Genomic DNA, 26,511 nt, shown 5'->3' with positions numbered 1-26,511 from the left:
ATATGAATTTAAATTTATGAAAAAGCTAATTGCAGGTTATATGAAAATAACCCTACTTCTTCTTTGCGTCATTTCTATTTTATATATTTCTAATATCAAAGCATCGTTCGCCGCCCGGAAACCCAAAAATAATCAAGCAAACTTGCCTGTCAATATCTCTGCAAACAAGATAGTTTATAATAAAAAGGATAATACCTATATTATCACCGGTAATGTGATAATAATTCGGAAAAATTTTCGCTTAAAAGCCGATAAGGTCATATACTATTATAAAACCGATTTTGCTATCGCCACCGGTAATGTGGTCGTTTACTCAAAAGGCACTCTGACGAAAGCCAAAATACTAAAAGTATATTTAAGCAATAGATTCGGTACTATATATAACTCCCATATACATTATCTTAAAAGAAACATATATGTTTACGGGAAGAAAATTTATCACAGGGGTAAGGGGTTTTATCAGGTTGAGGACGGTTATTTGACTTCCTGCTCCAGAAAACCTCCTTCATGGAAAATATACTCCGGATTTTCGGATATCTACATGGGCAACTATGCTTTTTCTTACAACTCGGTTTTTTATATTCATAATGTCCCCATTTTGTACTTTCCCATTATGGTTACGCCCATTAAGACGAAAAAGTCTTCGGGGCTTTTGATTCCTACAATGGGCTATAGCTCTCTTACGGGGTTTCAAGCCGGCGACGGATACTATTTTGATCTGGGCAGGTCTTCGGATTTAACCTATTATCTTAACTATTACAGCTTTTTGGGCGTCGGCAATTCACTAAAGTACAGGTATAGCCTTAATCCATATTCTCATGGCTCTATTTACGGATTTTATATGAAAGAGATGGATAACGCGAAAAGCCTCGCCCTGTCGCCAAGCCTCACAAGATACCTGCTTTTCTCGCATAATGTAGATTTTCTGGATGGACTGTCGGTTAAAACCAATATTAATGTTCCGTCCGACCCGGCGTTTTATTATGATTTTTCAACGAATGTTTATCAGATGACAAAAAACAGGCTTTCATCCAATTTTTCGGTTACAGGCAACACAGGCGGCTATTCCGCAAGAATGAATTTCTTAAGGCTCGATAATCTATTTTTTCCAAATTATGCGACGGTTGACGAATATCCCTCCATTAGTTTTAACGGGGAGTCCAAAATCGGGAATTTATTGAACAACCCTTTATATTTCAATTTCGGCTCGTCTTTAGATGTTTTTAGAAGTGCAAGCTATCTGAATGACGACAGGTTAGATTTGTTTCCAGAGGTTTATTTGCCGATAGATATCACCCCCGGAATTCATATTACCCCGAAAGCGGGGTTTAGATATACGGGATATTATAATATAAGAAACGGTTATACAGCCATTTCAGAGTCCAATAGAAACAGGGAAATTTATTACGCTTCCATAGATAACAACGCCACGCTTTTTAAAAATTATATCACTTCTAATAAAAATAATGCCGGATATTTGGCATTTATTACACCTTTTATAAATTACAACCTTATAAGGCCCGTTAATCAGACCGGCATTCCGTTGATTGACCAAACCGACTATATTCCGCATGAAAGCGCATTTAAATATGGATTTAATTTTAATCTGGAAGGCTATTCCGAGCATGGAATAAACAATTTATTGAGGCTTAGCCTTTATCAGTATCATTCCCTGTCAGGAAATTTTATAAATCCAGTAAACTATTATAATTATAACAATGCAAATTCCGATATAATGGCCAGGATAAAAATACATCCGCTTTCAAACCTTTATTTCTTTGGAAACGGCAGCTACGACGCTTATAATTACATTTTTCACGATTATAATGTCAGCTCTCAAATAACGGATTTTAGAGGCGACTCTTTTGGAATCGGATATACGGAAATTAATGATGTTCAGGGGTATCTTACGGCGTTAAATATGTTTAATTCGACAAATGCAGACCTTTTTCCGCAGACATCAATTCCCATAACAAATCTTGATACGCTTTCTTATACCAGTTTATCCGCAAATTTAAAAATTGCATACGGTTTTAGCATAAATACATCCGAAAATATAGATTTAACCATACATAAGGATATATCAAACTCCGTAGGAGTAATTTATCAAAACGGCTGTATCGGCTTTATCGCCAATTATATGAATTTGCCATATTTTCATCAATGGGCTTTTTCTTTTGGTATAATATTAAAAGGTGTCGGAACCTATGGCTTCGGCAATATGATTTCGCCCGGCGCCGCCGCTTCAGGCTTGTCGATGAGCGGCCCCAGCTTTAATAATAGTTTTTAAGGAGGTTTAAATAAAATTATTATGAAAACATGTCTTATAACAGGCGGTTTTGGATTTATCGGGTCAAATTTTATACGGTTTGTCTTGGAAGAAAAAAAAGATATTATGGTTATTAATGTAGATAAGATAACTTATGCCGCCAATCCTAAAAACCTTCCCGATAATCCAGGGAGTTACAAGTTTTACAAAATCGATATTGCCGATAAGTTAGAATTATCAAAAGTTTTTGATGAAAATAACATAGATTATGTAATCAATTTTGCCGCCGAATCCCATGTGGACAGGTCAATTATGGACCCTTCCGTTTTTATTAAGACTAATGCGGCGGGAACTTTAAATTTATTGGAGTTATCCCTTAAGCACTCAGTTGAGAGATTTTTGCAAATCTCGACCGATGAGGTTTACGGTTCTTTGGGTTTGACGGGTAAATTCAGCGAAAAAACCCCGCTTTCGCCTCGCAGTCCTTATTCCGCCTCAAAAGCTGCCGCAGATATGCTGGTAATGTCCTTTTTTCATACATATAACATGCCTGTTCTAATATCGAGATGTTCAAATAATTACGGACCATATCAGTTTCCGGAAAAATTAATCCCACTTGTCATTATAAACGCATTAAATAATAAGGATATACCGCTTTACGGGGATGGAAAGAATATCAGGGATTGGATATATGTTTTAGATCATGTTAAGGGCATATACTCTATTCTTGAGCATGGTAAGGCTGGAGAGATATATAACATCGGAGGCGGTGCCGAGATGGAAAATGAAGGTATCATAAAACATATCCTGAATAAACTTAATAAACCATTTTCTTTAATAAAATATGTTAAGGACAGGCCCGGGCATGACAGGCGGTATGCCATGGATTTTTCCAAAATTGCCGGTGAATTGGGATTTTTACCTGATTATGATATAGAAAAAGGATTGGAGTTAACGATAAATTGGTATCTGAATAACGAAAATTGGTGGAGAGAAATATTATCGGGAGATTATAAAGAATACTATAAAACAATGTATGATTATAGATGAGGTTTTGCAATGCTGAAGATCGCTCTTATAGGTTCGACCGGAATGCTGGGTATCGATGTCAATGCAGCGCTAAAAGGAACTAATTTTCTGCTTAAAAATTATAATTCTAAAAATTTGGATATAACGGACGCAGGGCTGACGCAGGAAGCGATGAATAATTTTAAGCCGGATTATATTATAAACTGCGCCGCATTTGCCTTTGTGGATTTGGCAGAAGAAGAAAAAGAAAAGGCGGACGCCGTTAATCATCTGGGCGCCCAAAATTTGGCCGAGGCGGCTCTGGCATTAGACTCAAGAATAGTACATATAAGCACAGATTATGTGTTTGACGGAGCAAAAAAAACGCCGTATTTTGAAGATGACGAAACAAATCCGATAAACGAATACGGTTTATCTAAACTTAAAGGCGAGAATGCCGTAAAAGATTCGGGAGCAAGTTATATAATACTGCGCACTTCATGGCTATACGGGAAAAATGGGAAGAATTTTGTCAACACGATACTGAAATTAGCCGACAATCAAAAAAAAATAGAGGTTGTAAACGACCAGATAGGGTGTCCTACATACACAAAGGATGTGGCCTATGCAATATCCGAAATTATCCTTAAGGATAATTCAAAAAATGAAATATACCATTTAACTAACAGCGGCTCGGCTTCATGGTATGAATTTGCTCTCGAAATAATTCATGTATTCAAGAGAACAAATTGTGAAATAATCCCGGTAAGCACGGATAAGTTTATCAGACCGGCAAAAAGACCCTTTAATAGCATATTGGATAACTCGAAGATTAAGGAAGATTATAATATCGAACTCAGGCACTGGAAGGATGCCCTCAAAAAATACTGCAACGATATAGGATATTTTATCAGATAGCCTGTTAATCTTATGGCTTGAAAAAGCAAATTTCCGATATATAATATAAAATGCCGGTGTTAAGTATTAGGCTATAAATTAATAAAACGATTTAAGACGAAGGAGGTTTTATGAAAACGAAGTTTGGCATGGAAAAGCATGGTTTTTCTGCTCAAAAGTTTTTTTTATCGGCGCTTTTCATTTTAACGGCTGTATTTGTCATTGCCCCGTTAGTTTCGGCAACCGCGCATATGATGCCAAAAAAAATGATGCCGGAAAAAACAAAAATGATGAAGAAAATGAACCCCGAACAGGCAAGATTAATAGCCGAAGGGAAGAAGCTGTTCTATTCCGAAAGTATCGGAACCACTGGTCTTTCATGCGCTACCTGCCATGTATATAGCGCAGGCACTTATATAAAAATGCATGGAATGGGAATGATTATAAGGCCGCTTAAAAATGCTGCCAAAAAAATTATGGCATTCAATAAAATGCACCATACTCACATGACAGTTGAAAAAAAGATTGCAATGTGCGTCAGGTTTAATCTAAAAGGGTCAATATCGAAAGGCGGGTTAGAAGCATTAACCGCTTATGTTAATTCATTAAGATAACAATAATCGTAAATTTCAAGAAGGTAATTTTTAAAAGCGCTTTCTTTTTACCTAAAAAGGGGAGCGCTTTGTTTTTATCCTGCGCAAATTTATATTAAAGCTAAAAAGGTAAAAAAGGTGTTTATGTATAAAAGTTTGTTAAGTAAGATTAAAAATAGATTTTTGACAGGTTTAACCGTGGTTATTCCTGGTGTTATTACGGTTTTTGTCGTTGCATGGCTTTTGAGGGAAGTCAATCAATTGTTTAGTCCATTTTCTTTCTTTTTAAAGCGGTATATTCATGTATATATACCCGATATCGGGTTAATATTGCTGTTTGTTTTAATTCTCTTTGCCGGTTTTTTTATCACGAATTGGATAGGCAGAGCCGTTATTAATTTTTATGAAAATGTTATGCTTAAAATTCCTCTTGTAAGCTTGTTGTATAAATCCACAAAGCAGTGGGTCGATATATTTTCCCCTGATAAAACTTCATTTAAAAAATTTATTTTAGTAAGGTATAACGATAATAAATATATTTACGGTTTTTTGACTTCTAATACCAGAATAAAAGAAGGCGGCGATGAAAACGATTATGTCGTTGTATATGTGCCGACGAATCATCTCTACATCGGGGTTAACATAATTGCAAGTAAAAATGATATAATAGAAACTAATCTTAGTGTCGAGCAGGGGATTAATATTGTTCTTTCCGCCGGCATAGCGTTTCCGGATAAATTATAATCATTTAACTTTAAAAGGGAATTAAATCTAAAATAAATATGAACATATTAGTAACAGGCGGGGCGGGTTATATCGGATCGCATACGGTTATCAGTTTGATTGACAACGGGTTTTCGGTTACGGTAGTGGATAATTTTTGCAGCGGCCATATCGAAGCGCTTGACGCCGTGAGCAAGTACGAAAATAAAAAAGTTAAAGTTTATAATGCCGATTTTTCCGATATTAATGTAGTTGAAGATATAATTAAAAAACATAATATAAACGGAGTAATTCACTTTGCCGCTCACAGCCTTGTCGGAGAATCGATGAATGACCCTCTTAAATACTATAAAAACAATGTTGCTAAGACAATTTTGTTCCTTGAATTTTTAAAAAAATCGAGCATAAACCATTTTGTGTTTTCGTCTTCCGCAGCTGTTTACGGTATTCCGGATAATAATCCTATAGACGAAATGAGCCGGCTAAATCCTATAAATGTTTATGGAAGCACCAAACTGGCGGTTGAAAATTTGCTTGCCGGCATGGACAGGGCCTACGGGTTTAAATATATATCCCTGAGGTATTTTAATGCGGCAGGAGCAAATAAATCAGGACTGATAGGGGAAGATCACCGTCCCGAGACGCATCTTATACCGAAGGTTTTAAAATCCGTTGCGGCGGGAGAAAATAAAGCGGTTGTTTTTGGCAATGACTATCCGACTAACGATGGAACTGCAATAAGGGATTATATTCATGTGGATGATTTAGCAAATGCTCATGTTTTATCGCTTAAATATTTAATAGAAAATAAAAAGAGCAAAAGCAGCGTCTATAATCTTGGCTGTGAAAAAGGGTATTCCGTTATGGATATTCTTAGAAAGATAGAGGAAATAACTGGAAAGAAACTAAAAATAGAGTTTGCGGGAAGGAGAGAAGGCGACCCCGCTGTTTTAGTGGCAAGCTATGAAAAGATAAAAAAAGAACTGTGCTTTGAATTTAAATATAATATAGGCGATATTATTAGCTCCGCATGGAACTGGCATTCAAACCATTTAAACGGCTATATTGCAACATAGAGGCATGTTTTATTTATGAAGCTAAAAACTTATGCCCTGTTCCCCGCGTTTTTTTCATCTATTATCGATAACAAATTTAGAAATTTGTTTGAAAATATGGAAAAAAATGTGGAACTTATGGGGGTTAAACCAGGCATGAAGGTTCTTGAGGCGGGGTGCGGAAGCGGATTTGTAACAGAATTTTTATCAAAAGCCGTTGGAAAGGAAGGGTCGGTGATTTCTATCGATATCCAGGAAAAGATGATAAAAAAGGCTCAAAGGAAAAGAGGATATTTGCAAAATGCCTTTTTTCGCGTTTCCAGCGCATCCGATTTAAGCAGTGTCAAAAATGAGGAAATAGACCTTGCTTTTCTTTATTATTCGTTTCATGAGATAGAAGATAAAGAAAATGCCGTTTCCGAGCTATTTCGCGTAATAAAGCACAACGGAATGCTGTCGATTAAAGAACCCAGGTTTGAAGTTTTTGAAAAAGACAGGGAATCTTATAAAGAACTAATAATAAGCAAAGGTTTCAGGTTTATCGAGAGTATTAAAAATTGCGATTTTTTAGGATGCTATCTTAAATTTGTTAAGAATTGATATATTTTATAAGAATGCACAACAGATTTTATATAGAAGAAGAAATTAGCCCTTATTTGGGGAAGGAAATAGCTTTAAGTTCGATAACAGACCATATTAAAGCGTTTCGCAAAAAAGCGGATGATGAAATCAGGTTATACGACGGTTTGGGAAATGTGTATTCCGCAAAGGTTATCCAAATTTCAAAAAAATTTACCAAAGTTAAGCTGATATCAAAAGAAACTTTTTCGGAAAAAAAAACCAAAATTAACCTTTTTCTACCCCTTATCACATCCCATTTAATGGATCAGCTTCTTTCGAGGTTGTGCGAAATGGAAATAAGCGAAATTTTCCCCGTGGTTACCGAAAGGTCTATTAATTTAAAAGACGGCAAAGAAATAGATAATAAATTATTAAAATGGAATAAGATTTCAAAAGGGGCTTGTGTTTTAGCTGGTAAAGCCTTTTCAACAATAATTAATAAACCCGTAAGTTTAAAAGATTCGTTTAGATTGACGGCAAATTTCGATATTAAATTGATAGCATCCCCAAATGCCAAAATGTTTTTAAAGGATTACCTGATGTCTAAAGATTTTCTTTCCAAGAACTTTTCCGCAGGCTTATTCATAGGACCGGAGGGTGATTTTTCCGGGCATGAAATAGAACTGTCGGAGGAGTTTGGTCTTGTGCCTGTAAAGTTGTCTAATTATATTATGAGCACATTTGTCGCATCTTTATATCTTGTCTCTAATTTAACCTGTTTTGCTTTGCAGGATGAAAATTATGCATCTTAAATTTGTAGAGCTTTTTGGATTTAAAACCTTCCCCGATAAAATAAGAATACCTTTTGATACAGGCATAAATATCATCGTAGGGCCGAACGGATGCGGGAAGACCAATATCGTCGATGCAATTAGATTTATTCTGGGGGAGCAAACGCTTAAGGATTTACGCTTAAGAAATATGAACGATATTATATTTCACGGCTCTAATTTAAGGGGGCAATCTTCCGTTGCGCTATGCAGAGGTGTTTTTGTAAATGACTCGCCCATTGATTTTAAATATAAGGATTTTTCGGAAATTATGGTGGAAAGAAGGCATTTTAAAAATAAGGAGACCGAATACAGGATAAACGGATTTTTGGTTTCCTACAGGGAATATCTGGGCTTTTTTAATGAAAGCGGTTTATCGAAATACTATTCTATTGTGGATTCTTCCAAAATTAACGCCCTGTTAAACTATAAGCCTAACGATTTAAGGTTGTTTTTTGAGGAGGCATCGGGGATAACAAAGTATAAAACGCAAAAAAAATCGGCTTCAAAGAAATTAGAGGCGGCGCAATTAAATTTGTTAAGAATTAATGACCTGTATGGCGAGGTTGAGAGGCAGTTAACTTTGCTAAAAGGCCAGTCCGAGGTATTAGAGAAGTATAAAGAACTTGAAAAGGAGAAAAGGCTGTGCGATTATGTTTTATATGATAGATTAAAAAGAAAAATAAATTCGGATATAGATAAACATAATGAGAATTTAGATAATTATTCTTCGCTTTTTACCTCCCTTACGGCAAAAACCGCTTCTATCGAAAGTGATTTAACGGAACTAAAAACATTATTTGATAATCTTAACGACAGGTATAAACGCATCACCGATGAAAAAAATAAAATCCTAATCGATATGACAAAATTAAATTCCGATATCGATTACGGAACCTTAACGATAAAAAAATTAGAATCGGAAATTGAAAAGAAAAATAGAGAAATAAACGAACAAAATGATATAAAAAATAGAAACGCGGGTAAACTCGGAGATTATAAAAACAAGGAGTTATCGGATGAATCAGCCATAAAGGTTTTATATGAAAAGTTAAATGATTTAAATACGATAGTTGCGGGGAAAAAGGAATCGGTTTTAAAAATTAAAGGTGAAGCGGAAATTATTAACGATGATATTTTAGATATAACGGAGAAATCCCAAAATGTTAATAATAAATTAATTTTTACCGTTAAAAATATAAAAAATATAGATGCGAGAATTTATAATACAAAAGATGTTATAGCAAAAATTTCCCATGAAATTAAAACCCTTGAGGACAGTTTAGCCGTAAAAAACGATTTTATCCTTGAAACCGTAAAAGATATTAAAAATTTAAAGGGCATGCTGGTATTAGAAAACGAAAAACTATTGAAATCGTCAAATGAATTGGAAGCGCTTAAATTAGTTAAAGACAGTTTAGAAAAGGGACTTATAGAAATAGATGTTACAATATCCAAACTTTCTGATTTTATTATTAATCGCGAGGGTTTTCCCGAAGGGACAAAAAGGCTTTTGAATTCACACAGGGATTATGAGGCTTATCCTTTATCCGATTTAATAGAAGCGGAAACAGGATTCGAAAATATTATATGGGCAGGTTTTGAAGACTTGCTTGAAGCCGTGGTGGTAAATGGCATCGAGGACGCCCAAAAGGCATTAGATTGTCTTAATAATGATAAAGCGGGGCAGGCAAAAATATTTATTCCGGGGACAAGAAACAATAGATTTTTACGGAAGGACTTACCGGAACTTGCAGGCAGGCAGGATTTGCTCAAACAAAAAGGCATTGTCCCGCTGCGGGATAAAATAATATTAAATCAAAAGATTTGTAATGGCGGCGCCCTTGACTTAGATGATATCGGGATGAATTTTTATTATTCTGAAAATGCGCAGGATATTTTAGATTATATAAAACAAACCGGTTTTTTTCCCGAAGTTAATATAATCACAAATGACGGCGTAATTTTTCTTTCGAACGGATTTATTATTGCAGGCAAGAATAAAAATGCCGAAAGTCAAAATTTATTCATTAATAAGAAAAAATTATCCGAATATAAAAATATAAAAGCGGATAGAGAAAAGGAACTAAATAGGGCAAATTTATTATTCGAAGAAACGCGTTTAAAAATTAAAGAGATTGAGGCCGTCATAGATAAATTAAATAAAGATATAAGATTAAAGGAGATGGATGAACTGACGGCAAAAAATGATATAAAGCATATGGACAGTCAGATAATTAAATCCTTCGAGCGGCTTAATATATTAAAAAGAGAGTTAGAAAATCTTGAATCGGAAAAAGCCAAAGCGCTATCGGAAGCGGAGATTCTGAAAGAAGAGCGGTTATTATTGGAAGATGAATTAAAAATAAAGTCTCAAGAAAAGCTAATCCTCGAAACAAAACTAAAATCTTTTGAGGATGAATTTGAAAATGCAAAAGAAGATGAATTAAAATTAAAAATAGAAATCAATTCGGCGGAGCAAAATCTTAATTTTTTAAAAAAAGGGATTAAAGATTTGGAAAGCTTGCTGATGGGTTACTCGAAAAGACTTGATAATTTAAATCTTCAGATTGACAATATTAAACAGGAAATAAAGCAGGCCGCGGGCGATATATCCGACAAACAAAAGAACGCCTGCGGTTTAAACGATGCTCTTACATCTAAAGAGTCCGAAATTAAAACCCTTGAGGTTGATATGGAAAGCACAAGGGATAGCATAAATAATATCGAAAAAGACCTGGAAAACGCAAAAAGAGAAAAAAGCAATATAGAAAAGAAAAGGGATACTGCGTTAACATATATAAATATGTATAAAGAAAAATTGGCGGAATTAAATTCAGGCGAGTTTTCCGAAAACGAACCCATTTCAAGAATCTCAGGGCATGGGCCAGATGCAAAATCCCTTAATTTTTCGGATGCCGGCGGTGATTACGATAAATTAAGCGAAGAAAGTATTAAAAAAAATATAGAAGAACTTAAAATTGCAATGTCAAACCTCGGAGATATTAATATGAATGCAACAAATGAGTACGGGGAGGCTTTAAACCGTTTAGATTTTTTACTGGCGCAAAAGACTGATCTCGAAGGCTCTATTAAATCCTTAGAAAATATAATAAAAAAATTGGACATGGTATCGAAAGAAAAATTTAGTTCAAGTTTGAAGCAAATCAGGCTCAAATTTAACGAATTATTTGTTTTTTTATTCGGTGGCGGACATGCCGATATTTTAAATGTGTCATTGGAAGAGGGGAATGAAACCGACGAAAATGATATACAGGGGATGGAAATTAATGCGCAAATACCGGGGAAAAAGTTTTCGGGTATAAATATTCTATCCCAGGGAGAAAGGGTTTTAGTTGCGATAAGCCTGCTTTTTTCCATTTTTTTGGTGAAAAAAACGCCTTTTTGTGTGATAGACGAAGTGGATGCGCCGTTAGATTATGCAAATAATGCCAGATATAACAGGCTTATAAGCGAGATATCCAATCATTCACAGGTAATTTTGGTAACCCATAACAAAAAAACTATGGAGATAGGCAAGAATATATTCGGAGTGACATCGAAACAGCCGGGGATTTCCAAAATAGTTTCGGTTTCAATGAATTAACGGGAATTTACGATAAAAATTAATTTTTAAAAATAAGGGTTAATCAATGAAAGTATTTGAAAAATTTAAAAATTTTAAGGACAGTCTTAAAAAAACGAAAGAGGCGTTATCGGAAAAAGTAAATTCCATTTTTAGTTTTACCAAGCTTGAACCTGCCGATTTAGACAAGCTCGAAGAGGCATTAGTCCTATCCGATATATCTTTCCAAACGGCTAACGAAATAGTCGAGGGAATCAAAAAACGAGTCTCAAAAACCAAAGGCGGCGTTAACGGGCAAAGCCCGTTAACGGAAGGCGTAATTAAAGATGCCCTGAAAGACGAGATTAAGAGCAAAATATCAAAAGATTTCCCGGGGATTAATATAAACAACGAAAAAAACATTTTTTTGATTGTCGGAGTGAACGGAGTAGGGAAGACCACTACCGTGGGGAAGCTTGGCAAATATTATGCCGGCATGGGTAAAAAGGTTATTATTGCCGCCTGCGACACATTTAGAGCCGCGGGAAAAGAGCAATTGGAAGTCTGGGGAAATCGTACGGGCGCCTATGTGGTATCCGGAAAAGAAAACCAGGACCCAGCATCCGTTGCCCATGACGCCGTTCAAAAATTAAAAGACAAAGATTTTAATCTGCTGATAATCGATACCGCCGGAAGGCTTCATAATAAAAAGCATCTGATGGAGGAATTATCAAAAATAAAAAGGATTATCTCGAAAACAAACGGACGTCCTCCCGACGAGACATTTATTGTAATAGATGCGAGCCTTGGGCAAAACTCTCTGGTTCAGGTAGAGCAATTTAAAGAACTTATAGATATTTCGGGGGTTATCATTACAAAATTAGACGGTTCGGCAAAAGGCGGAATAATTATCGATATCATACATAAGCTAAATTTACCCGTTAGATTTATAGGCACTGGTGAATCCCCCGATAAAATATCCGAGTTTTCCCCTGAAATTTTTGCGGACGGGCTGTTTTAATTTAAAATTTTGATTTCCTTAATCCCGATTTAGAAATTTATTTTCTGGATTCCTGCCTACGCAGGAATGACACCCGCTTGGTGAAATCTTAAATCACCGAATTGTCATTCCTGCGTAGGCAGGAATCCAGTGTTATTTAGTATTAAAACTTATAAATATTTTCTAAATCGGGATTAAGGAATTTTGATTTGCTTTACAAGCTTTAAAAAAAAATATAAAATAAAAAACTTATGGATTATAAAAACGCAGGTGTTGACATAGAGGCAGGAAAAAAAGCGGTTTTTGATATTTCCTCGATAGTGAAAAGCACTTACACTAAAGGGGTTATCGATAACTTTGGTTTATTCGGTTCGTTATTTTCTATAGGCGAGCTCAATTTTAAAAATCCGGTTCTGGTTTCTGGAACGGACGGGGTGGGAACAAAACTTAAGGTCGCCTTTGCCGCAAATAAACACGACACTATAGGCGTTGACCTTGTTGCGATGAGCGTTAACGATATTGCATGTTTGGGAGCTAAACCGCTTTTTTTTCTCGATTACATATCCACTTCGAACTTAAAGCCCGATGTTATTACGGAAATCGTCTCTGGGATAGCGGAGGGGTGTAAATTGGCGAAATGTTCGCTTCTGGGGGGCGAGATGGCTGAAATGCCCTCTTTTTACCTGAAAGATGAATACGATTTAGCCGGCTTTGCCGTAGGCATAGTTGAAAAGGATGAAATTATTAACGGTTCTAATATCGAGGAAGGCGACAAAATAATAGGCGTAGCATCCAGCGGCTTGCATTCAAACGGTTATTCTTTAGCCCGTAAAATAATATTTGAACTTATGGGGCTAAATATTAACGATGTTCTGCTATCCTCCGGCAAAACCGCGGGAGAAGTTCTGTTGGAACCCACTATGATTTATTCCGAACTTATACAAAATCTTAAAAAAAACTTCAAAATAAAAGGAATTGCCCATATAACGGGGGGAGGATTACCCGAAAACCTCATTAGAATTTTACCCGATAATATTACGGCTAAAATAGATAAAAGTTCATGGAAAATGCCGGAGCTTTTTAATATATTAAAGGAAAGGGGCGGGATTGAAGATAACGAATTTTATAAAGTATTTAATGCGGGCATAGGTTTGGCCATAGTGGTCGATAAAAATGTTTTAAATGATGCGCTTTATTTTATTAATGATTTTGAATATATAAATTCAAAGCGGTTTGCAGCCTATGAAATCGGCGAAGCCGTTTTTTCGAAAAAATCCGCAAAGGATGTCATGTTATATTGATTAATGATGATTGTAAACCGAAAAGTTATTTTAAACCTGATAACGCTGTCCAATGACCTCAAATTCAAATAAAATTAATCCGCAAGATAATAAAAATTGCGTTATTTTAGCATCAGGCAACGGTTCAAATGCTTTAAATATAATTAATCATTTTTTGACCGGCAAAAAAAATAATGGTATTAACATAGTTGCCGTTGTTTCCAATATAGCGGCCGCCCCCGTGATAGAAAAAGTAAAAAAAATAGCCCCGTTTATTCCCGTTTTTGCCGTACCTTTTAATAATTTATCGGAAAGAGATGCATTTGAGAGCGAACTTGAAAAGATAATTAAAAATTACGGCGTTGAATTGATTATTCTTGCAGGGTTTATGAAAGTGCTCTCCAAAGAATTCGTGTCAAAGTTTTCACATAAGATAATTAATATACATCCCTCACTTCTGCCGTCTTTTAAAGGGAAAGACGCAATTAAAAAGGCTTATGATTACGGCGTAAAATATACAGGAGTGACTGTACATTATGTAACGGAGGAAGTTGATTCCGGGCCTATAATATTGCAAGAGGTTGTTAAAATAGAGGAAGATGATACTATCGAATCGTTAGAGGCAAAAATACATAATATCGAGCATAAAATTTATCCTGTCGCTTTAGAGTTGCTGGCAAATAAGGCTTATAAGGCGGGGTAATTTAATATCGCAAAATTATTAAACCTATATCCATATACCCGCTGAAAATATTTTAATTTATGCCTCAAGTATAAAATTAAGGTAATGTAATAGTTAATTTATTATTGGTATAAATTTGAATCCAACCATTAATCGAGAAAATATATTTAACAAATTAAGATTTATATCCTATATCGGCATATCTATAAATCTGATTTTAACGCTGGCCAAGTTTTATATCGGGATTACCGGGCATTCTACTGCTCTTGTGGCGGACGGCTTCAATTCACTCTCCGATATATTCGCAGGTTTTGTTGTTTATCTGTCTTTTAAAATATCAAGCAAACCTGAAGATAAGGAGCATCCATACGGTCATGCAAAGGCTGAAATGATCGCTACTTTTGTTGTTGCCTTAATTCTGTTTCTTTTCGGGTTTTCGATTATAGCAGGGTCGTCTTTAAAACTCTATTTCCATCAATACGAAAAGCCTGCTTTAGATACATTAATCGTTGCATTATCGACCGTTATCATAAAGGAAATTCTTTATAAATGGACTTTAAGATGGGGAAAACTTTTAAAATCCTCGGGTTTGGTTGCTACGGCTTACGATCACAGGAGCGATGTTTTTGCGTCGATTGCTGTTGTAATCGGCATTTTGTTTGCAATAAAGGGCTATTTTTATATGGACCCTATTGCCGGAATTGTCGTTAGTTTTTTTATTTTTCGGCTTGCGGTAAAACTTATAAAGGAATCTATCGGTAATCTTATGGATGAAAGCCCGCCCGCCTTTGTTATAGATAAAATAAAAGCCGTGATTACAGGAGTAAAAGGGGTAGAAAGAATTACAAGCATAAAGGTCAGAAAGTCGGGGCCATATCTGTATATAGATGTCGAAATAGAGATTAATCCGAATATGACCGTGAAAATGTCCCATGATATTGCGGAAAATGTTAAAGAAAGATTAATAATTTCAAATCCGTACATAAACGAGGTTATGGTTCATATAAACCCCTATGATAGTCACATGGCCAAATAAAGATGAATTTTGACAAAAGTCACATAGGCATTAGATAAATACGATTATAATATACCTGAATATTATATATGGGGAGAGGCGCATATAATTATGGATATTTATGTTCAAATAAAAAATAAAAAAGGAGAAGTATTTAAGGTTGTCAATTTTGGAAGGGATGATTATTTTGAATTTTTTAAAAAACATATCGGCGAAATAAATGGTGAAAAGGATTTTCCTATTTTTTTCACGGAATTTAAAATTAATAATTACCTCGATGTCAAAAAAGTTAAGCAACTCAGGGAAGAGATTAAAAATATTGCAGGGCTTATAGGAAAAGACATCGAGAAATACAGAGAATTACTTGAAAAAAGGGCGCGAATAGAGGCGGATATTCTTAACCATTCTTCTTTAAAGAATTTAATGATAATAGGCGCAAATAGGCTTGAGGAGATGGGCGATGAAATTGACGAAACAGAAATTGACAATCAGCTAAAAGTTATCAGGGAAGAGATTTGCAAGCTTGACGAAAACGAGCTTTTTTTGGACAGGGAAAGGGATAAGCTTAAAATGCTATTCGATGTTGAATTATTATTCGATATATTACAGGAAAGCATTAAATCATCGTCCGGCATTTATATTAAAAATTAACCCAAAAATAAAATCACCGGCCCCGTTTATTTTGGACTTTTCAAATTAATATTATATTCTTTAATTTTTTTTCTTAAGGTGTTCCTGTTTATTCCCAATAGTTGAGAGGCTTTTATCTGATTGCATTTGCATATATTAAGTATTTCCTCTATAACCGTCTTTTCGGTTGTTCCTATAATTGTTTTATATACATCATTTAAATTGGTATTTTTAATTTTTTCTATATAGGTTTTTATGCGTTGCCTTATAATATCCTCGAAAGAGCCGATATCGCTTATCTGATCCTTTGCATATTTTTGCGGTATTATATTACCCGTATTGATTATCTCTTTAAAATCTTCGGGCGTTAATATGGAAGATGGAGACATAACCATTGCCCTTCTTACGGCGTTTTCAAGCTCTCTTATATTTCCGGGGAAATTGTAAGATTGCAGGTATATCATTGCGTCTTCATTTAGCTGCTTTTCGGGAATAAAAAACTCTTTTGCGAATTTTTTAATAAAAAAGTTTGCCAAAATCGGTATATCGGATTTCCTTTCTCTTAACGGAGGCAATGTTATTTCTATGACATTTAGCCTGTAATATAAATCCTCTCTAAATTTCGAATCTTTAATCATTGTTTTTAGATTTTTATTGGTAGCCGCTATAATCCTCACATCTATCTTTATAGGTTTGTTTGATCCAATGTGTTCGACCTCCTTCTCCTGCAATACCCTTAAAAGTTTGGCCTGCAGGTTTAACGGCATATCCCCGATTTCGTCAAGGAATATGGTGCCGCCGTTTGCCTGAACGAATTTACCTTCCCTTTTTTCATTTGCTCCGGTGTATGACCCCTTTTCATGGCCAAACAGCTCCGATTCAAGCAGTTCTGAAGGAACCGACGGGGTATTTACCACTACAAACGGCTTATCGCTTCTTATGCTGTTTAAATGTATGGCTCTTGCGACCAATTCCTTGCCCGTGCCGGATTCCCCCAGAATTAATACGGTAAGATTATTGTGGGATAATTTACCTATCGTTTTGAAAACTTCTTGCATAGTCTTTGATTTCCCGACTAATAGCGTATCAAGAAAATCATCGCTTCTAAGCCCTTCCCCCGTTTTTGAATATTCGTCCTTTTTAATTTTATTAATTATGCCTACAATTTCGTCCAGTTCAAACGGTTTGGTTATGTAATCGTAAGCCCCTTTCTTCATTGCATCTATGGCATTTATCATGGTATTTTGAGCGGTCATTATAATGACATTAGGTTTGTAGGGTAATTTCTTTGTATATGATAGAACCTCCATACCGTTTATTTTTGGGATTCTAATGTCTAAAAATACGGCAAAGTATTCATTCTGCTGAATATAGGAGATTGCCTTTTCTCCATCCGTTGCGGTATCTATTATGAATTCATCTTCTAAAAGCTTTTTCAGTACATATACCAAACTTTCTTCGTCATCGACTATTAATATTCTATTTTTTTGCATCTTTTAATTAATTATATCACATTAAATATTATATAAAATAAACATCGATATAATCGTCTTCTTTTATTTCAAAGGTATTCTCGGGGATTGATACAACGGAGTTTATGTTGCCGAGGGCGCTAATCATTGCCGGACCGTGTTTTTTGTAATCTTCGGAATAAAAGCATCCATTTTTACTGTAAGTGTAGGCAGGAATAAATTCTCTCCTTTTATGGTTTTTGATATATTTAAATAAAGACCGTGATTTTGCGGTTCTAACACTATTTTTTATGTCAATCTGGTTTCCGATAAACGGCTTTAAAAAGACGACTAAACAGGTAAAAAATGCCATAGGATTACCCGGAAGCATAAATACGGGTATGTTGTTATTAAAGAGTCCAAATGAAAATGGTTTGGCAGGCTTTATGGCAACCTGCCTGAATTTAATATTAAGCCCTGATTCGATAAGCGCTTTTTCCGTAAAGTCCTTTTCTCCAAAGGATGCCCCGGCCGAAGTTATTATAATCTTGCTTGATTTCAAAGCCGTTCTTATCGCATTTTTAATTACGGTCAAATTGTCTTTGCATACGACATTTTTCACCACCGAACAGCCGTTTTGAGATAAAAAAAGTTCTGCCAATATTCCATTTGAGTTAAAAACCCTGCCATACCTGAATTTTTGATTTAAAGTCAATATCTCATTACCCGTTGAAATTATCGAGACGGGGATTTTTTCATATACATTAATCTTTTTAATATTGCAAGAAGCAAGTAAGGCAATGACTTCCGGCGTTAATCGGGTGTTTTTATCTAAAATCTTGTCCCCTTCTTTTATGTCCTCGCCCTTTTTCCGGACATTTTTATTTGACTTAATAGGCGATGTTATGATGAGGCGGCCGCCTATAACCTTTGCATCCTCTAAAGGCAAAACGGCGTCTAATTTGTCAGGTAAATAGCCGCCGGTCATTATTTTTACTGCCCTGTCTTCCCTGATATTTTTTTTCGAGTTATCCCCGGCATATATCGTATCAGGCTCTATTTCTAATCTTAATTCCCCCGAAGTTATATTTTGCGTTAGCGAAGATTTTAGGGCATAACCGTCCATTGCCGAATTATCCTCGGCAGGAAGGTCTAATTTTGACGGCACATCCCGGTAAGCTACCCTATTTAAAGAATCCAATAAGGGGATGTTTTCTGATTTTACCTTGATTTTAACGGAATTTAATATCTTTAAAGCTTCATCAAAGCTGGTCATAATAATGTTTTATTCTTCACTGATTTATTTTAAGAATTTCCCCCGGATAAATTGCGTTAGGGTTCTTAATATTGTTGTCGGCCATAATATTCTTAATATTGCCATGAAATTTTAAGGCAATCGAATATAAAGAATCTCCAAATTTTACCCGATAATGTAAAAAGCCTTGATTTGCTTGAGGGTGATTATTATGAATATAAGAGTATCTGCTATTAAAGTTTTGCCTTTTTATGAATATTTTTTCTCCGGCATGGATATCGTTTCCTGATATATGATTTATAATCCTTATCGTATTTAAAGAGACATTATAGTCATGCGATATGCTCCATAGCGTCATACCAGGTTTAACAACTACATAGGCAAGCTGAAGATTTGCCGGTGCCGTCTTTATATGGGATATGCCCGGAATGGTAATTCTTTCTCCTACCCTGAGGACGGAATAGTTATTAAGCCCGTTATACCTCTCTAATGTTCCGAGGGATATTCCATATTTGGAAGCGATCCCCATAAGGGTGTCGCCGGGCAGAACAGTATAATAAGCATTATTTGTTATGTTCCTATAAACCGCCCCCTTTGCGTTTATGCCCGGAATGGTAATTCTTTCTCCTACCCTGAGGACGGAATAGTTATTAAGCCCGTTATACCTCTCTAATGTTCCGAGGGATATTCCATATTTGGAAGCGATCCCCATAAGCGTGTCTCCTGGAATGACGGTATAATAAACATTATTTTCCGATCTTTCATAAGATGTGTTAATGACCTGAGGTTCTTGATTAATATATTTTTGGATATGCTTAAAATTTTTCATAAAAATTTTATATTTACTTGCGGGTATATTAAGCATAAATCCAGGATCATTCGGCGGGGTTGCATTTCTTAAAAGGTCTTGATTCATATGCCACAGCGTATATTCCGAAATACCGGCGCATTTTGCAAGAGCGTATAAATTGACGGAAAAAGGAACATTGACCTGTTTAAATTTGATAGGTTTTTTATAGATTATATTGTGAAACCCAAAATTTTCGGGGTCTTTCGCAATAATTGCGGCGGCAATTATTTTAGGGACATATCTCCTTGTTTGCCCGGGCAAAAGATACGGCCTATTTTGGGATATTGTCCAGAAATTTCCTCCCGGATATAGCGATAGAGCCCTTTCAATGGTTAACTCGCCGGAATTATAAGCCGCGGCGGCAAGATACCACGAACCGAACTTATTGAAGAGATCTCTTAAATATCTGCCTGCGGCATAAGTGGATTCAACTGGGTTTCTTCTTTCATCGACCCACCAGTTTGTGGTTAAACCAAACAGCCTTCCCGTAGATGGGATAAACTGCCACATTCCGCTGGCCCCGGCATAAGAATAAGCGGTAGGGGAAAAGCCGCTTTCAATCATGGCAAGGTATGCCAAATCGTTTGGTATGCCTAACTTATTAAAAACCTTCTTTATCATCGGAATATATCTTTCGGACCTTGAAAGAGCATATTTAAAAAATTTTCTACCCGCGGTTTGATAATAATGTATGTAATGGACGATTTCTTTATTTATTATCATCGGGAATATATGGGATATGTTTTTTTTGTAATTTGCGAGGTCGCCGCTTTTTGCTAAAAGTCCGGATTTAATTAAATCGGCGTTTGCTTCGCGGCTGAGGGAACCCGCCGATTTTTGCTCCGGTTTTTTTATTAAAACCCGCTTAGAATTTTCTTTACTATTCTTCGGCGTATCGGTTATATTGTTTTTTGATGATTTTGGAGTCTTGTCTGGAGCGTTACCCGCAACGGTTGAGTTTACTATGACTACGCTTGCGGAGCCTTGACGGTTAACCTTGTTTTTTATTTTGTTGTTATATTTAGATGTTTTAAATCTTATCTGAATAAAATCCTGGTTATTAAGATTTGATGCAAAGACATGGCGGGTCGTTGAAATAAATAATATCAAAATTAAAAAGGTGCACAAGCCGTAGCCTTTTAATCTTTTCATCACAAAGCCTCTCTCCGATTGGTTCCGTTTCCTTAAGTATAAATTTATCCGTAATAAAAACTTATCTATTTTTCTAAAAAATGATTATAATGCGGTTAAATGCAAATGTCAAATTTATTTAAGAAATTCTTGACAATTTTATATAAATTTGGTTAAGTATTTAATGTATTATATGTCATTATAAGATTATCCTAATTAGTTAATCTTTGTTAATCTTTTAAAAATCACGATTAATCAATTAATTTTAGAAGGGGTTAAAAATGCAAAAAAAGTATTTATTGGCACCGGGTCCCACTCCTGTTCCAGAGCGCGCCTTAGCCGATATGGCGCTTCCTATTATACATCACAGGGCTCCAGAATATTCGGTTATACTTCAAGAGGTTAGAGATAATTTAAAATATTTATTCCAGACGAAACAGGAGGTTTTAATATTTACATCAAGCGGGACGGGGGCTATGGAAGGCTGCGTGTCAAATCTCCTTTCGGCGGGAGATCATGCGCTTGCGGTAAGAGGGGGAAAATTTGGAGAAAGATGGTTCGATATATGCAAAGCATATTCCGTTAATGTAAAAGCTATAGATGTCGAATGGGGGCACACCGTTTCTCCCGGGGCTATAGAAGACGCCCTAAAAAATGACCCCGAAATAAAAGCGGTCTATATTCAAGCCTCTGAAACATCGACAGGCGTTTATCACCCGGTAAAAGAGATTGCGGACATCATTAAAAAACGGGAAAATACCATTCTTATAGTTGATGCAATTACCGCACTCGGAGTTGTCAGTATTCCGCAGGATGAGTGGGGAATAGATGTGATTGTTACCGGCTCGCAGAAAGCGCTTATGCTTCCCCCCGGGCTTGCATTTGCTTCTCTTAGCGAGAAAGCCTGGAGTTTTGTCGAAAAATCTACTCTTCCCAAATATTACTTTAACTTCAAAAAAGAAAAGAAGTCGTTAGAAAAAAATCAAAATGCTTACACCCCTAATGTACAGCTTATAATTGGATTAAGAGAGGTGTTAAGAGAGATTAAGGAGGAAGGGCTGGAAAAAGTCTTTGAAAGGCATGCAAGGCTTGCAAATGCCACAAGATTGGCAGTTCAAGCTTTAGGTTTAAAACTTTATACGGCAGATAAACCTTCTAATGCTCTCACGGCTGTTTGGGCGCCCGATGGAATGGATGCGGGAAAAATAACAAAGCTTATAAGGGAAAAATACGGCATCACTATCGCCGGCGGGCAGGATGCCGCAAAAGGCAGGATATTTAGAATAGCGCATTTAGGTTACGCAGGCTGCTTTGATGTAATAACCGCTATTTCCGCATTAGAAGCTGTTTTAAAAGAATTAGGCTATAAATTTGAACTTGGCATCGGACTTAAAGCCGCTCAAAAAGCCCTTTTTGGCGAGTAAATTATTGGGAAAGCACGTTTTTAAATATATATGGTATGATAGGAGGAGAATAAATGCTTAAGGTTCTTGTTAGCGATAAACTTTCAAAAGAAGGCGTAGATATTTTAACTAAAACAGGGGAGATTCAAGTTGACATTAAAACCGGCTTGAAACCCGAAGAGCTTAAAGCAATAATCCATGAATATCACGGCATAGTCATCAGAAGCGCAACCAAGCTTACCAAGGATATAATAGAGGACGCAAAAAATCTAAAAGTTATCGGAAGAGCAGGAAGCGGCCTCGATAACGTGGATAAGGCGGCGGCAACAGCGGCAGGCATAGTCGTTATGAACACGCCCGGCGGAAATACGATAACCACCGCCGAACTTACATTTGGAATGCTGCTTGCCATGTCAAGGCATATACCGCAATCATTTCTTTCGATAAAAGAAGGCAAATGGGAAAAAAGCAAGTTTCAGGGAACAGAGGTTTACGGTAAAACATTGGGTATAATTGGTATGGGAAATATTGGACAGGTACTTTATAAAAGGGCAAAATGTTTCGGCATGAATGTTATGGGATACGATCCTTTACTGTCTAAAGATAAGGCTTTGGAACTTGAAATAAACCTTGTAAGCCTCGATGAAATATACGCAAGTTCCGACTACATCAGCGTTCATACGCCTTTGGTAAAAGAAACCAAGGGCATGATCAACAAAGAAACTATAGCGAAAATGAAAGACGGGGTCAAACTTTTAAACATTGCAAGAGGGGGAATAATCAACGAAAGCGATCTTTATGAGGCTTTAAAATCGGGAAAAGTTTCATCCTGCGCCCTTGATGTCTTTGAAGTCGAACCGCCTGAGGGCAATCCTCTTTTAACGCTTGATAACCTGATTGCCACCCCACATCTCGGGGCATCGACCGAGGAAGCTCAAGTTAATGTCGCCGTTGCAATTTGTAATCAGATTGTTGACTATCTTGTTAACGGAACTATAAAAAATGCGGTAAATGTTCCGTCCGTCACAAAAGAAGAGGTCGAAGTAATAGGGCCGTATCTAAATTTAGGAGAAAAAATAGGCAAGCTTTTGGGAAATATTGTAACTGGCGGGATTAAATCCATTAAAATAGATTATAACGGGGCTGTTTCCTCTCACAATACTAATGCCATAACCCCGAATATCGTCAAAGGCATTCTTTATCCGTTGCTTGGCGAAGATGTGAACTATGTTAATGCAATAGAAACCGCAAAAAAAAGAGGCATATCTATCGTAGAATCAAAATCGGAACAGGCATTGGATTACACGAGTACTATCAGTATTTTTGTTACTACCGATACAAAAACATTCTCTATTTCGGGGGCAATTTTCGGCAAAAAAAATCCATGGATAGTTAAAATAGATGAATACTCAATCGAAGCTATTCCCGAGGGGCATATACTTGTCTTATTCAATCTTGATAAACCGGGCGTTATAGCATCCATTGGAAAAGTTCTCGGAAGAAATAATATCAATATCGCAAGGATGCATTTGGGAAGATATAAGGATAAAGCGGTTTCTATTTTACAGTTAGACTCTCAGGTAGGTAACGGTGTCATTGAGGAGCTCAAGGCAGAACCAAATATAACCGGCGCAAAATATTTAGAGTTATAGTGAATAGAAAAAACACAATAATTTCTTCGCAACCCCCTCCCGGAACAAGGGATTTTTTACCTCTTGAAGCCAAATTTATTAATATGGCCGCCGATACTTTGCTGGACGAATTCTCGAAGTGGGGATATAAAAGGGTTGCAACGCCCAGCATCGATTATCTCGATGTATTTCTTTTAAGTTCAAAAGCCAATGAACTATTTAAAGTAGCCGATATCGGTTCTGGAGAGATGCTTTCTTTCAGAAGCGATTTCACGCCCCAAATCGGCAGGCTTAGCTCGGCATTAAGAAATTCCAGTATGCTGCCGTACAAGTTTTCATACTTTGGACCTGTTCTGCGAAACTTTGACCCTATTTTGGGAAAGTCTCGCGAAATATGGCAGGCAGGGGCTGAGCTAATAGGCCCGGAAAGTCCCGAAAGCGATGCCGAACTCATTATTATGGGTATCGAATCCTTAAAAAAACTTAATGTTAAGGATTTTAGCGTTGATATAGGCAATGTAGAATTTTTCAGAGGCATTGTTTCGGATATAGATGAGCCTGCCAGGAATAAAATCGAAGAATTTACCCTGAGGAAAGATTCCTCGGGTTTAAACTCTTTTTTGGAGGATTTATCTTTACCGGAGGGCAAAAAGGATATTATCAAAGAATTGCCTTTTATGTTCGGCGAAAAAGCCGTTATAAAAAGGGCATGGAAAATGACGGATAACGAAAGAGCGATAAATGCTCTTGAAACTATGGAGCGGGTTATTTCGTACATAAAATCGTATAAACTTGAAAAATATATTACAATCGATTTAGGAGAAATCAGGGGTTTAAATTATTATACGGGGACTATTTTCGAATGTTTCATACCCCATGTCGGTTATGAAATTTTTGGGGGAGGCAGATATAATAACTTAATTGGAATGTTTGGAGAAAATTGCGCGGGAGCAGGTTTTGCCGTTAATTTAGATATATTGAGCAAATATGTTGATTTTCCTGATTTCAGGAACGATGACTTTTTAGTTTTTAATAAAACGGATAATAAAAAATTGGAAGTCGAAATAATTATGCTTTTGAGAAAAAAAGGTTTGAAAGCCGAATCCGATTTTATGGATTATGATTATTCAGATGCTTTAAAGTATGCGGAAGAACAGGGTATAAAACATGTCGTATATATGCAAAATAATGAAGGCAAAACGCGGTTCGGCGGAGCGGAGGCTGAAGAAAAATATTACATTTTATTAAAAAACATTTATAATAATAGCGAAAAAAGATTTAGAACCATGGCAGATTTTAAAAAATATCTTGAATTATAGGTTATTAGCAAGGTTAATTAAAATTAATTTAATTTAAACAAAGGATTTATGGGAAAGAAAAATATCATTGTCGTAGGCCTTCAGTGGGGAGACGAGGGAAAGGGAAAAATCGTGGATTTATTGGCGAAAGATGCCGATATTATAGCCCGTTATCAGGGCGGGAATAATGCAGGGCATACCGTTGTGAACGGGGATTTAAGCCTCGTATTCAGACTCGTTCCATCGGGGATACTCAACGAAGAAAAAATCTGTATTCTGGGCAACGGCGTAGTTGTGGATCCAGCGGTGCTGTTTGAAGAATTAGACGCTTTAAAAAAAATAGGCATAGATATTAAAGACAGGTTTTTTGTCTCCAATAAATGCCACATAATTATGCCTTATCATAAAAGGCTTGACATTGCAAGAGAAAGGCTAAGGGGCGCCGGCATGATAGGGACAACCGGAAGGGGGATAGGTCCGGCTTATGAAGATAAAGTTGCGAGGCTTGGCATTAGAGCGGTAGATCTGCTTGACAGAGAATTGTTATACGATAAGATTGTTTTAAGTTTGAAAGAAAAAAACTATTTGTTTAAAAATGTTTTGGGCGAAGATATGTTCAGCCCGGACGATTTAATCGATGAGTATTTTAAATTTGGAACAAAATTAAAAGATTTTCTAATCGATTCATCCAGCTTTGTAAACGAAAGACTTAAGAAGGGATTTAATATAATGCTTGAAGGCGCTCAGGGGACATTTCTTGATGTTGACCACGGGACATATCCTTATGTTACATCGTCTAATACGGTTGCCGGCGGCGCTCTGGCAGGCATTGGGTTGGGGCCGACTATAATCGATGAGGTAATAGGAATAACTAAGGCATACACTACAAGGGTGGGGGAGGGTTATTTTCCCACCGAACTCAAGGAAGGAACGGGCAATACAATTCGCGATAAGGGCGAAGAATTTGGTTCCGTTACGGGAAGGCCGAGAAGATGCGGATGGTTTGATGCCAATCTTATCAGGGAGGCTAAAAATTTAAACGGTATAACAGGAATGGCCGTTACTAAACTCGATGTTTTATCCGGTATTACAAAAATAAACATCTGTACGGGTTATATGTTTAAAGGCGGTGTAACTGACCATCTCCCCCCTTCCATGGCCGATTATGATAAAATAACCCCGGTATATGAGGAAATTTCTGGATGGAGCGGAGAAATATCCGGTATAAAATCGTTCAAAGATCTTCCCGTAAATGCGCAGAAATATCTTTTAAGAATAGAAGAACTGACGGGTCTGCCGTTAAATATCGTATCCATTGGAAAAGAAAGAACGCAGACTATAATTTTAAAAGGCATATTTTAAGCCCTGAAAGGCATATTTTAGG

General features: G+C 36.4%; 21 protein-coding genes. 18 read left to right on the top strand and 3 right to left on the bottom strand.

All coding sequences use genetic code 11. The features are described from left to right. Positions 1 to 16 precede the first annotated feature (16 nt). The 14 genes from EVJ47_02340 (at position 17) to EVJ47_02275 (ending at position 16,129) form a co-directional block, all read left to right on the top strand. Complete coding sequence (locus EVJ47_02340; protein ID RZD15131.1) at positions 17 to 2,290, top strand: LPS-assembly protein LptD; 2,274 nt, start codon at positions 17 to 19, stop codon at positions 2,288 to 2,290. Between the two features lie 21 nt (positions 2,291 to 2,311). Then, the gene (rfbB, locus tag EVJ47_02335; protein ID RZD15130.1) at positions 2,312 to 3,319 is read left to right on the top strand and encodes a dTDP-glucose 4,6-dehydratase; all 1,008 of its coding nucleotides are present in this window, start codon (positions 2,312 to 2,314) and stop codon (positions 3,317 to 3,319) included. Positions 3,320 to 3,328: 9 nt separating this feature from the next. Further along, on the top strand, positions 3,329 to 4,195 hold the full coding sequence (rfbD, locus tag EVJ47_02330) for a dTDP-4-dehydrorhamnose reductase (GenBank protein ID RZD15129.1): 867 nt from the start codon (positions 3,329 to 3,331) through the stop codon (positions 4,193 to 4,195). Between the two features lie 110 nt (positions 4,196 to 4,305). Beyond that, a complete protein-coding gene (locus EVJ47_02325; GenBank protein ID RZD15128.1) occupies positions 4,306 to 4,788 on the top strand; it encodes a hypothetical protein in 483 nt (160 codons plus the stop codon). A 123-nt stretch (positions 4,789 to 4,911) separates the two neighbouring features. After that, positions 4,912 to 5,511 carry a DUF502 domain-containing protein gene (locus EVJ47_02320; protein RZD15127.1) on the top strand — a complete coding sequence of 200 codons (600 nt, stop codon included), beginning with the start codon at positions 4,912 to 4,914 and terminating at the stop codon, positions 5,509 to 5,511. Between the two features lie 38 nt (positions 5,512 to 5,549). Further along, positions 5,550 to 6,566: a UDP-glucose 4-epimerase GalE gene (gene galE / locus EVJ47_02315; protein RZD15126.1), complete on the top strand. Its 1,017-nt coding sequence runs from the start codon at positions 5,550 to 5,552 to the stop codon at positions 6,564 to 6,566. Positions 6,567 to 6,581: 15 nt separating this feature from the next. Further along, positions 6,582 to 7,145 (top strand): methyltransferase domain-containing protein, encoded by a 564-nt coding sequence (locus tag EVJ47_02310; GenBank protein RZD15125.1) that lies wholly within the window; start codon positions 6,582 to 6,584, stop codon positions 7,143 to 7,145. Between the two features lie 14 nt (positions 7,146 to 7,159). Continuing rightward, positions 7,160 to 7,918 carry an RsmE family RNA methyltransferase gene (locus tag EVJ47_02305; GenBank protein ID RZD15124.1) on the top strand — a complete coding sequence of 253 codons (759 nt, stop codon included), beginning with the start codon at positions 7,160 to 7,162 and terminating at the stop codon, positions 7,916 to 7,918. Further along, positions 7,899 to 11,543: a chromosome segregation protein SMC gene (gene smc / locus EVJ47_02300; GenBank protein RZD15123.1), complete on the top strand. Its 3,645-nt coding sequence runs from the start codon at positions 7,899 to 7,901 to the stop codon at positions 11,541 to 11,543. The genes EVJ47_02305 and smc overlap by 20 nt, the downstream gene beginning before the upstream one ends. A gap of 46 nt (positions 11,544 to 11,589) precedes the next feature. Continuing rightward, positions 11,590 to 12,522, top strand: a complete 933-nt coding sequence (gene ftsY / locus EVJ47_02295) for a signal recognition particle-docking protein FtsY (GenBank protein RZD15122.1) — start codon at positions 11,590 to 11,592, stop codon at positions 12,520 to 12,522. 230 nt (positions 12,523 to 12,752) lie between these two features. Then, positions 12,753 to 13,802 (top strand): phosphoribosylformylglycinamidine cyclo-ligase, encoded by a 1,050-nt coding sequence (locus EVJ47_02290; protein RZD15121.1) that lies wholly within the window; start codon positions 12,753 to 12,755, stop codon positions 13,800 to 13,802. Between the two features lie 52 nt (positions 13,803 to 13,854). Beyond that, positions 13,855 to 14,484: a phosphoribosylglycinamide formyltransferase gene (locus tag EVJ47_02285; GenBank protein RZD15120.1), complete on the top strand. Its 630-nt coding sequence runs from the start codon at positions 13,855 to 13,857 to the stop codon at positions 14,482 to 14,484. 100 nt (positions 14,485 to 14,584) lie between these two features. Continuing rightward, positions 14,585 to 15,499, top strand: a complete 915-nt coding sequence (locus EVJ47_02280; protein ID RZD15119.1) for a cation transporter — start codon at positions 14,585 to 14,587, stop codon at positions 15,497 to 15,499. A 90-nt stretch (positions 15,500 to 15,589) separates the two neighbouring features. Then, a complete protein-coding gene (locus EVJ47_02275; protein ID RZD15118.1) occupies positions 15,590 to 16,129 on the top strand; it encodes a hypothetical protein in 540 nt (179 codons plus the stop codon). 26 nt (positions 16,130 to 16,155) lie between these two features. On the opposite strand, the gene EVJ47_02270 is transcribed toward EVJ47_02275, so the two are convergent. From EVJ47_02270 to EVJ47_02260, 3 genes are read right to left on the bottom strand one after another with little or no spacing between them, the layout of a single operon-like run. Beyond that, positions 16,156 to 17,601: a sigma-54-dependent Fis family transcriptional regulator gene (locus EVJ47_02270; GenBank protein RZD15117.1), complete on the bottom strand. Its 1,446-nt coding sequence runs from the start codon at positions 17,599 to 17,601 to the stop codon at positions 16,156 to 16,158. A 28-nt stretch (positions 17,602 to 17,629) separates the two neighbouring features. Continuing rightward, positions 17,630 to 18,835 (bottom strand): molybdopterin molybdenumtransferase MoeA, encoded by a 1,206-nt coding sequence (locus tag EVJ47_02265; GenBank protein ID RZD15116.1) that lies wholly within the window; start codon positions 18,833 to 18,835, stop codon positions 17,630 to 17,632. A 16-nt stretch (positions 18,836 to 18,851) separates the two neighbouring features. Beyond that, positions 18,852 to 20,816 (bottom strand): LysM peptidoglycan-binding domain-containing protein, encoded by a 1,965-nt coding sequence (locus EVJ47_02260; protein ID RZD15115.1) that lies wholly within the window; start codon positions 20,814 to 20,816, stop codon positions 18,852 to 18,854. A 260-nt stretch (positions 20,817 to 21,076) separates the two neighbouring features. Here EVJ47_02260 and EVJ47_02255 point away from each other — a divergent pair, with 260 nt between their 5' ends. The 4 genes from EVJ47_02255 to EVJ47_02240 are packed head-to-tail and all read left to right on the top strand — an operon-like array spanning position 21,077 to position 26,489. After that, complete coding sequence (locus EVJ47_02255; GenBank protein ID RZD15114.1) at positions 21,077 to 22,219, top strand: alanine--glyoxylate aminotransferase family protein; 1,143 nt, start codon at positions 21,077 to 21,079, stop codon at positions 22,217 to 22,219. A gap of 53 nt (positions 22,220 to 22,272) precedes the next feature. Next, positions 22,273 to 23,850, top strand: coding sequence for a phosphoglycerate dehydrogenase (locus EVJ47_02250; protein ID RZD15113.1), 1,578 nt, complete (start codon positions 22,273 to 22,275; stop codon positions 23,848 to 23,850). Further along, the gene (hisZ, locus tag EVJ47_02245) at positions 23,850 to 25,148 is read left to right on the top strand and encodes an ATP phosphoribosyltransferase regulatory subunit (GenBank protein ID RZD15112.1); all 1,299 of its coding nucleotides are present in this window, start codon (positions 23,850 to 23,852) and stop codon (positions 25,146 to 25,148) included. Before EVJ47_02250 ends, hisZ begins: the two co-directional genes overlap by 1 nt. 48 nt (positions 25,149 to 25,196) lie before the next feature. Further along, the gene (locus tag EVJ47_02240) at positions 25,197 to 26,489 is read left to right on the top strand and encodes an adenylosuccinate synthase (GenBank protein ID RZD15111.1); all 1,293 of its coding nucleotides are present in this window, start codon (positions 25,197 to 25,199) and stop codon (positions 26,487 to 26,489) included. Positions 26,490 to 26,511: the final 22 nt, after the last annotated feature.

This window comes from Candidatus Acidulodesulfobacterium ferriphilum, assembly GCA_004195035.1.
GTDB classification, from domain to species: domain Bacteria; phylum SZUA-79; class SZUA-79; order Acidulodesulfobacterales; family Acidulodesulfobacteraceae; genus Acidulodesulfobacterium; species Acidulodesulfobacterium ferriphilum.
Note: the sequence above shows the minus strand (reverse complement) of the source record. Positions and strands in the feature narration are given on the sequence as shown.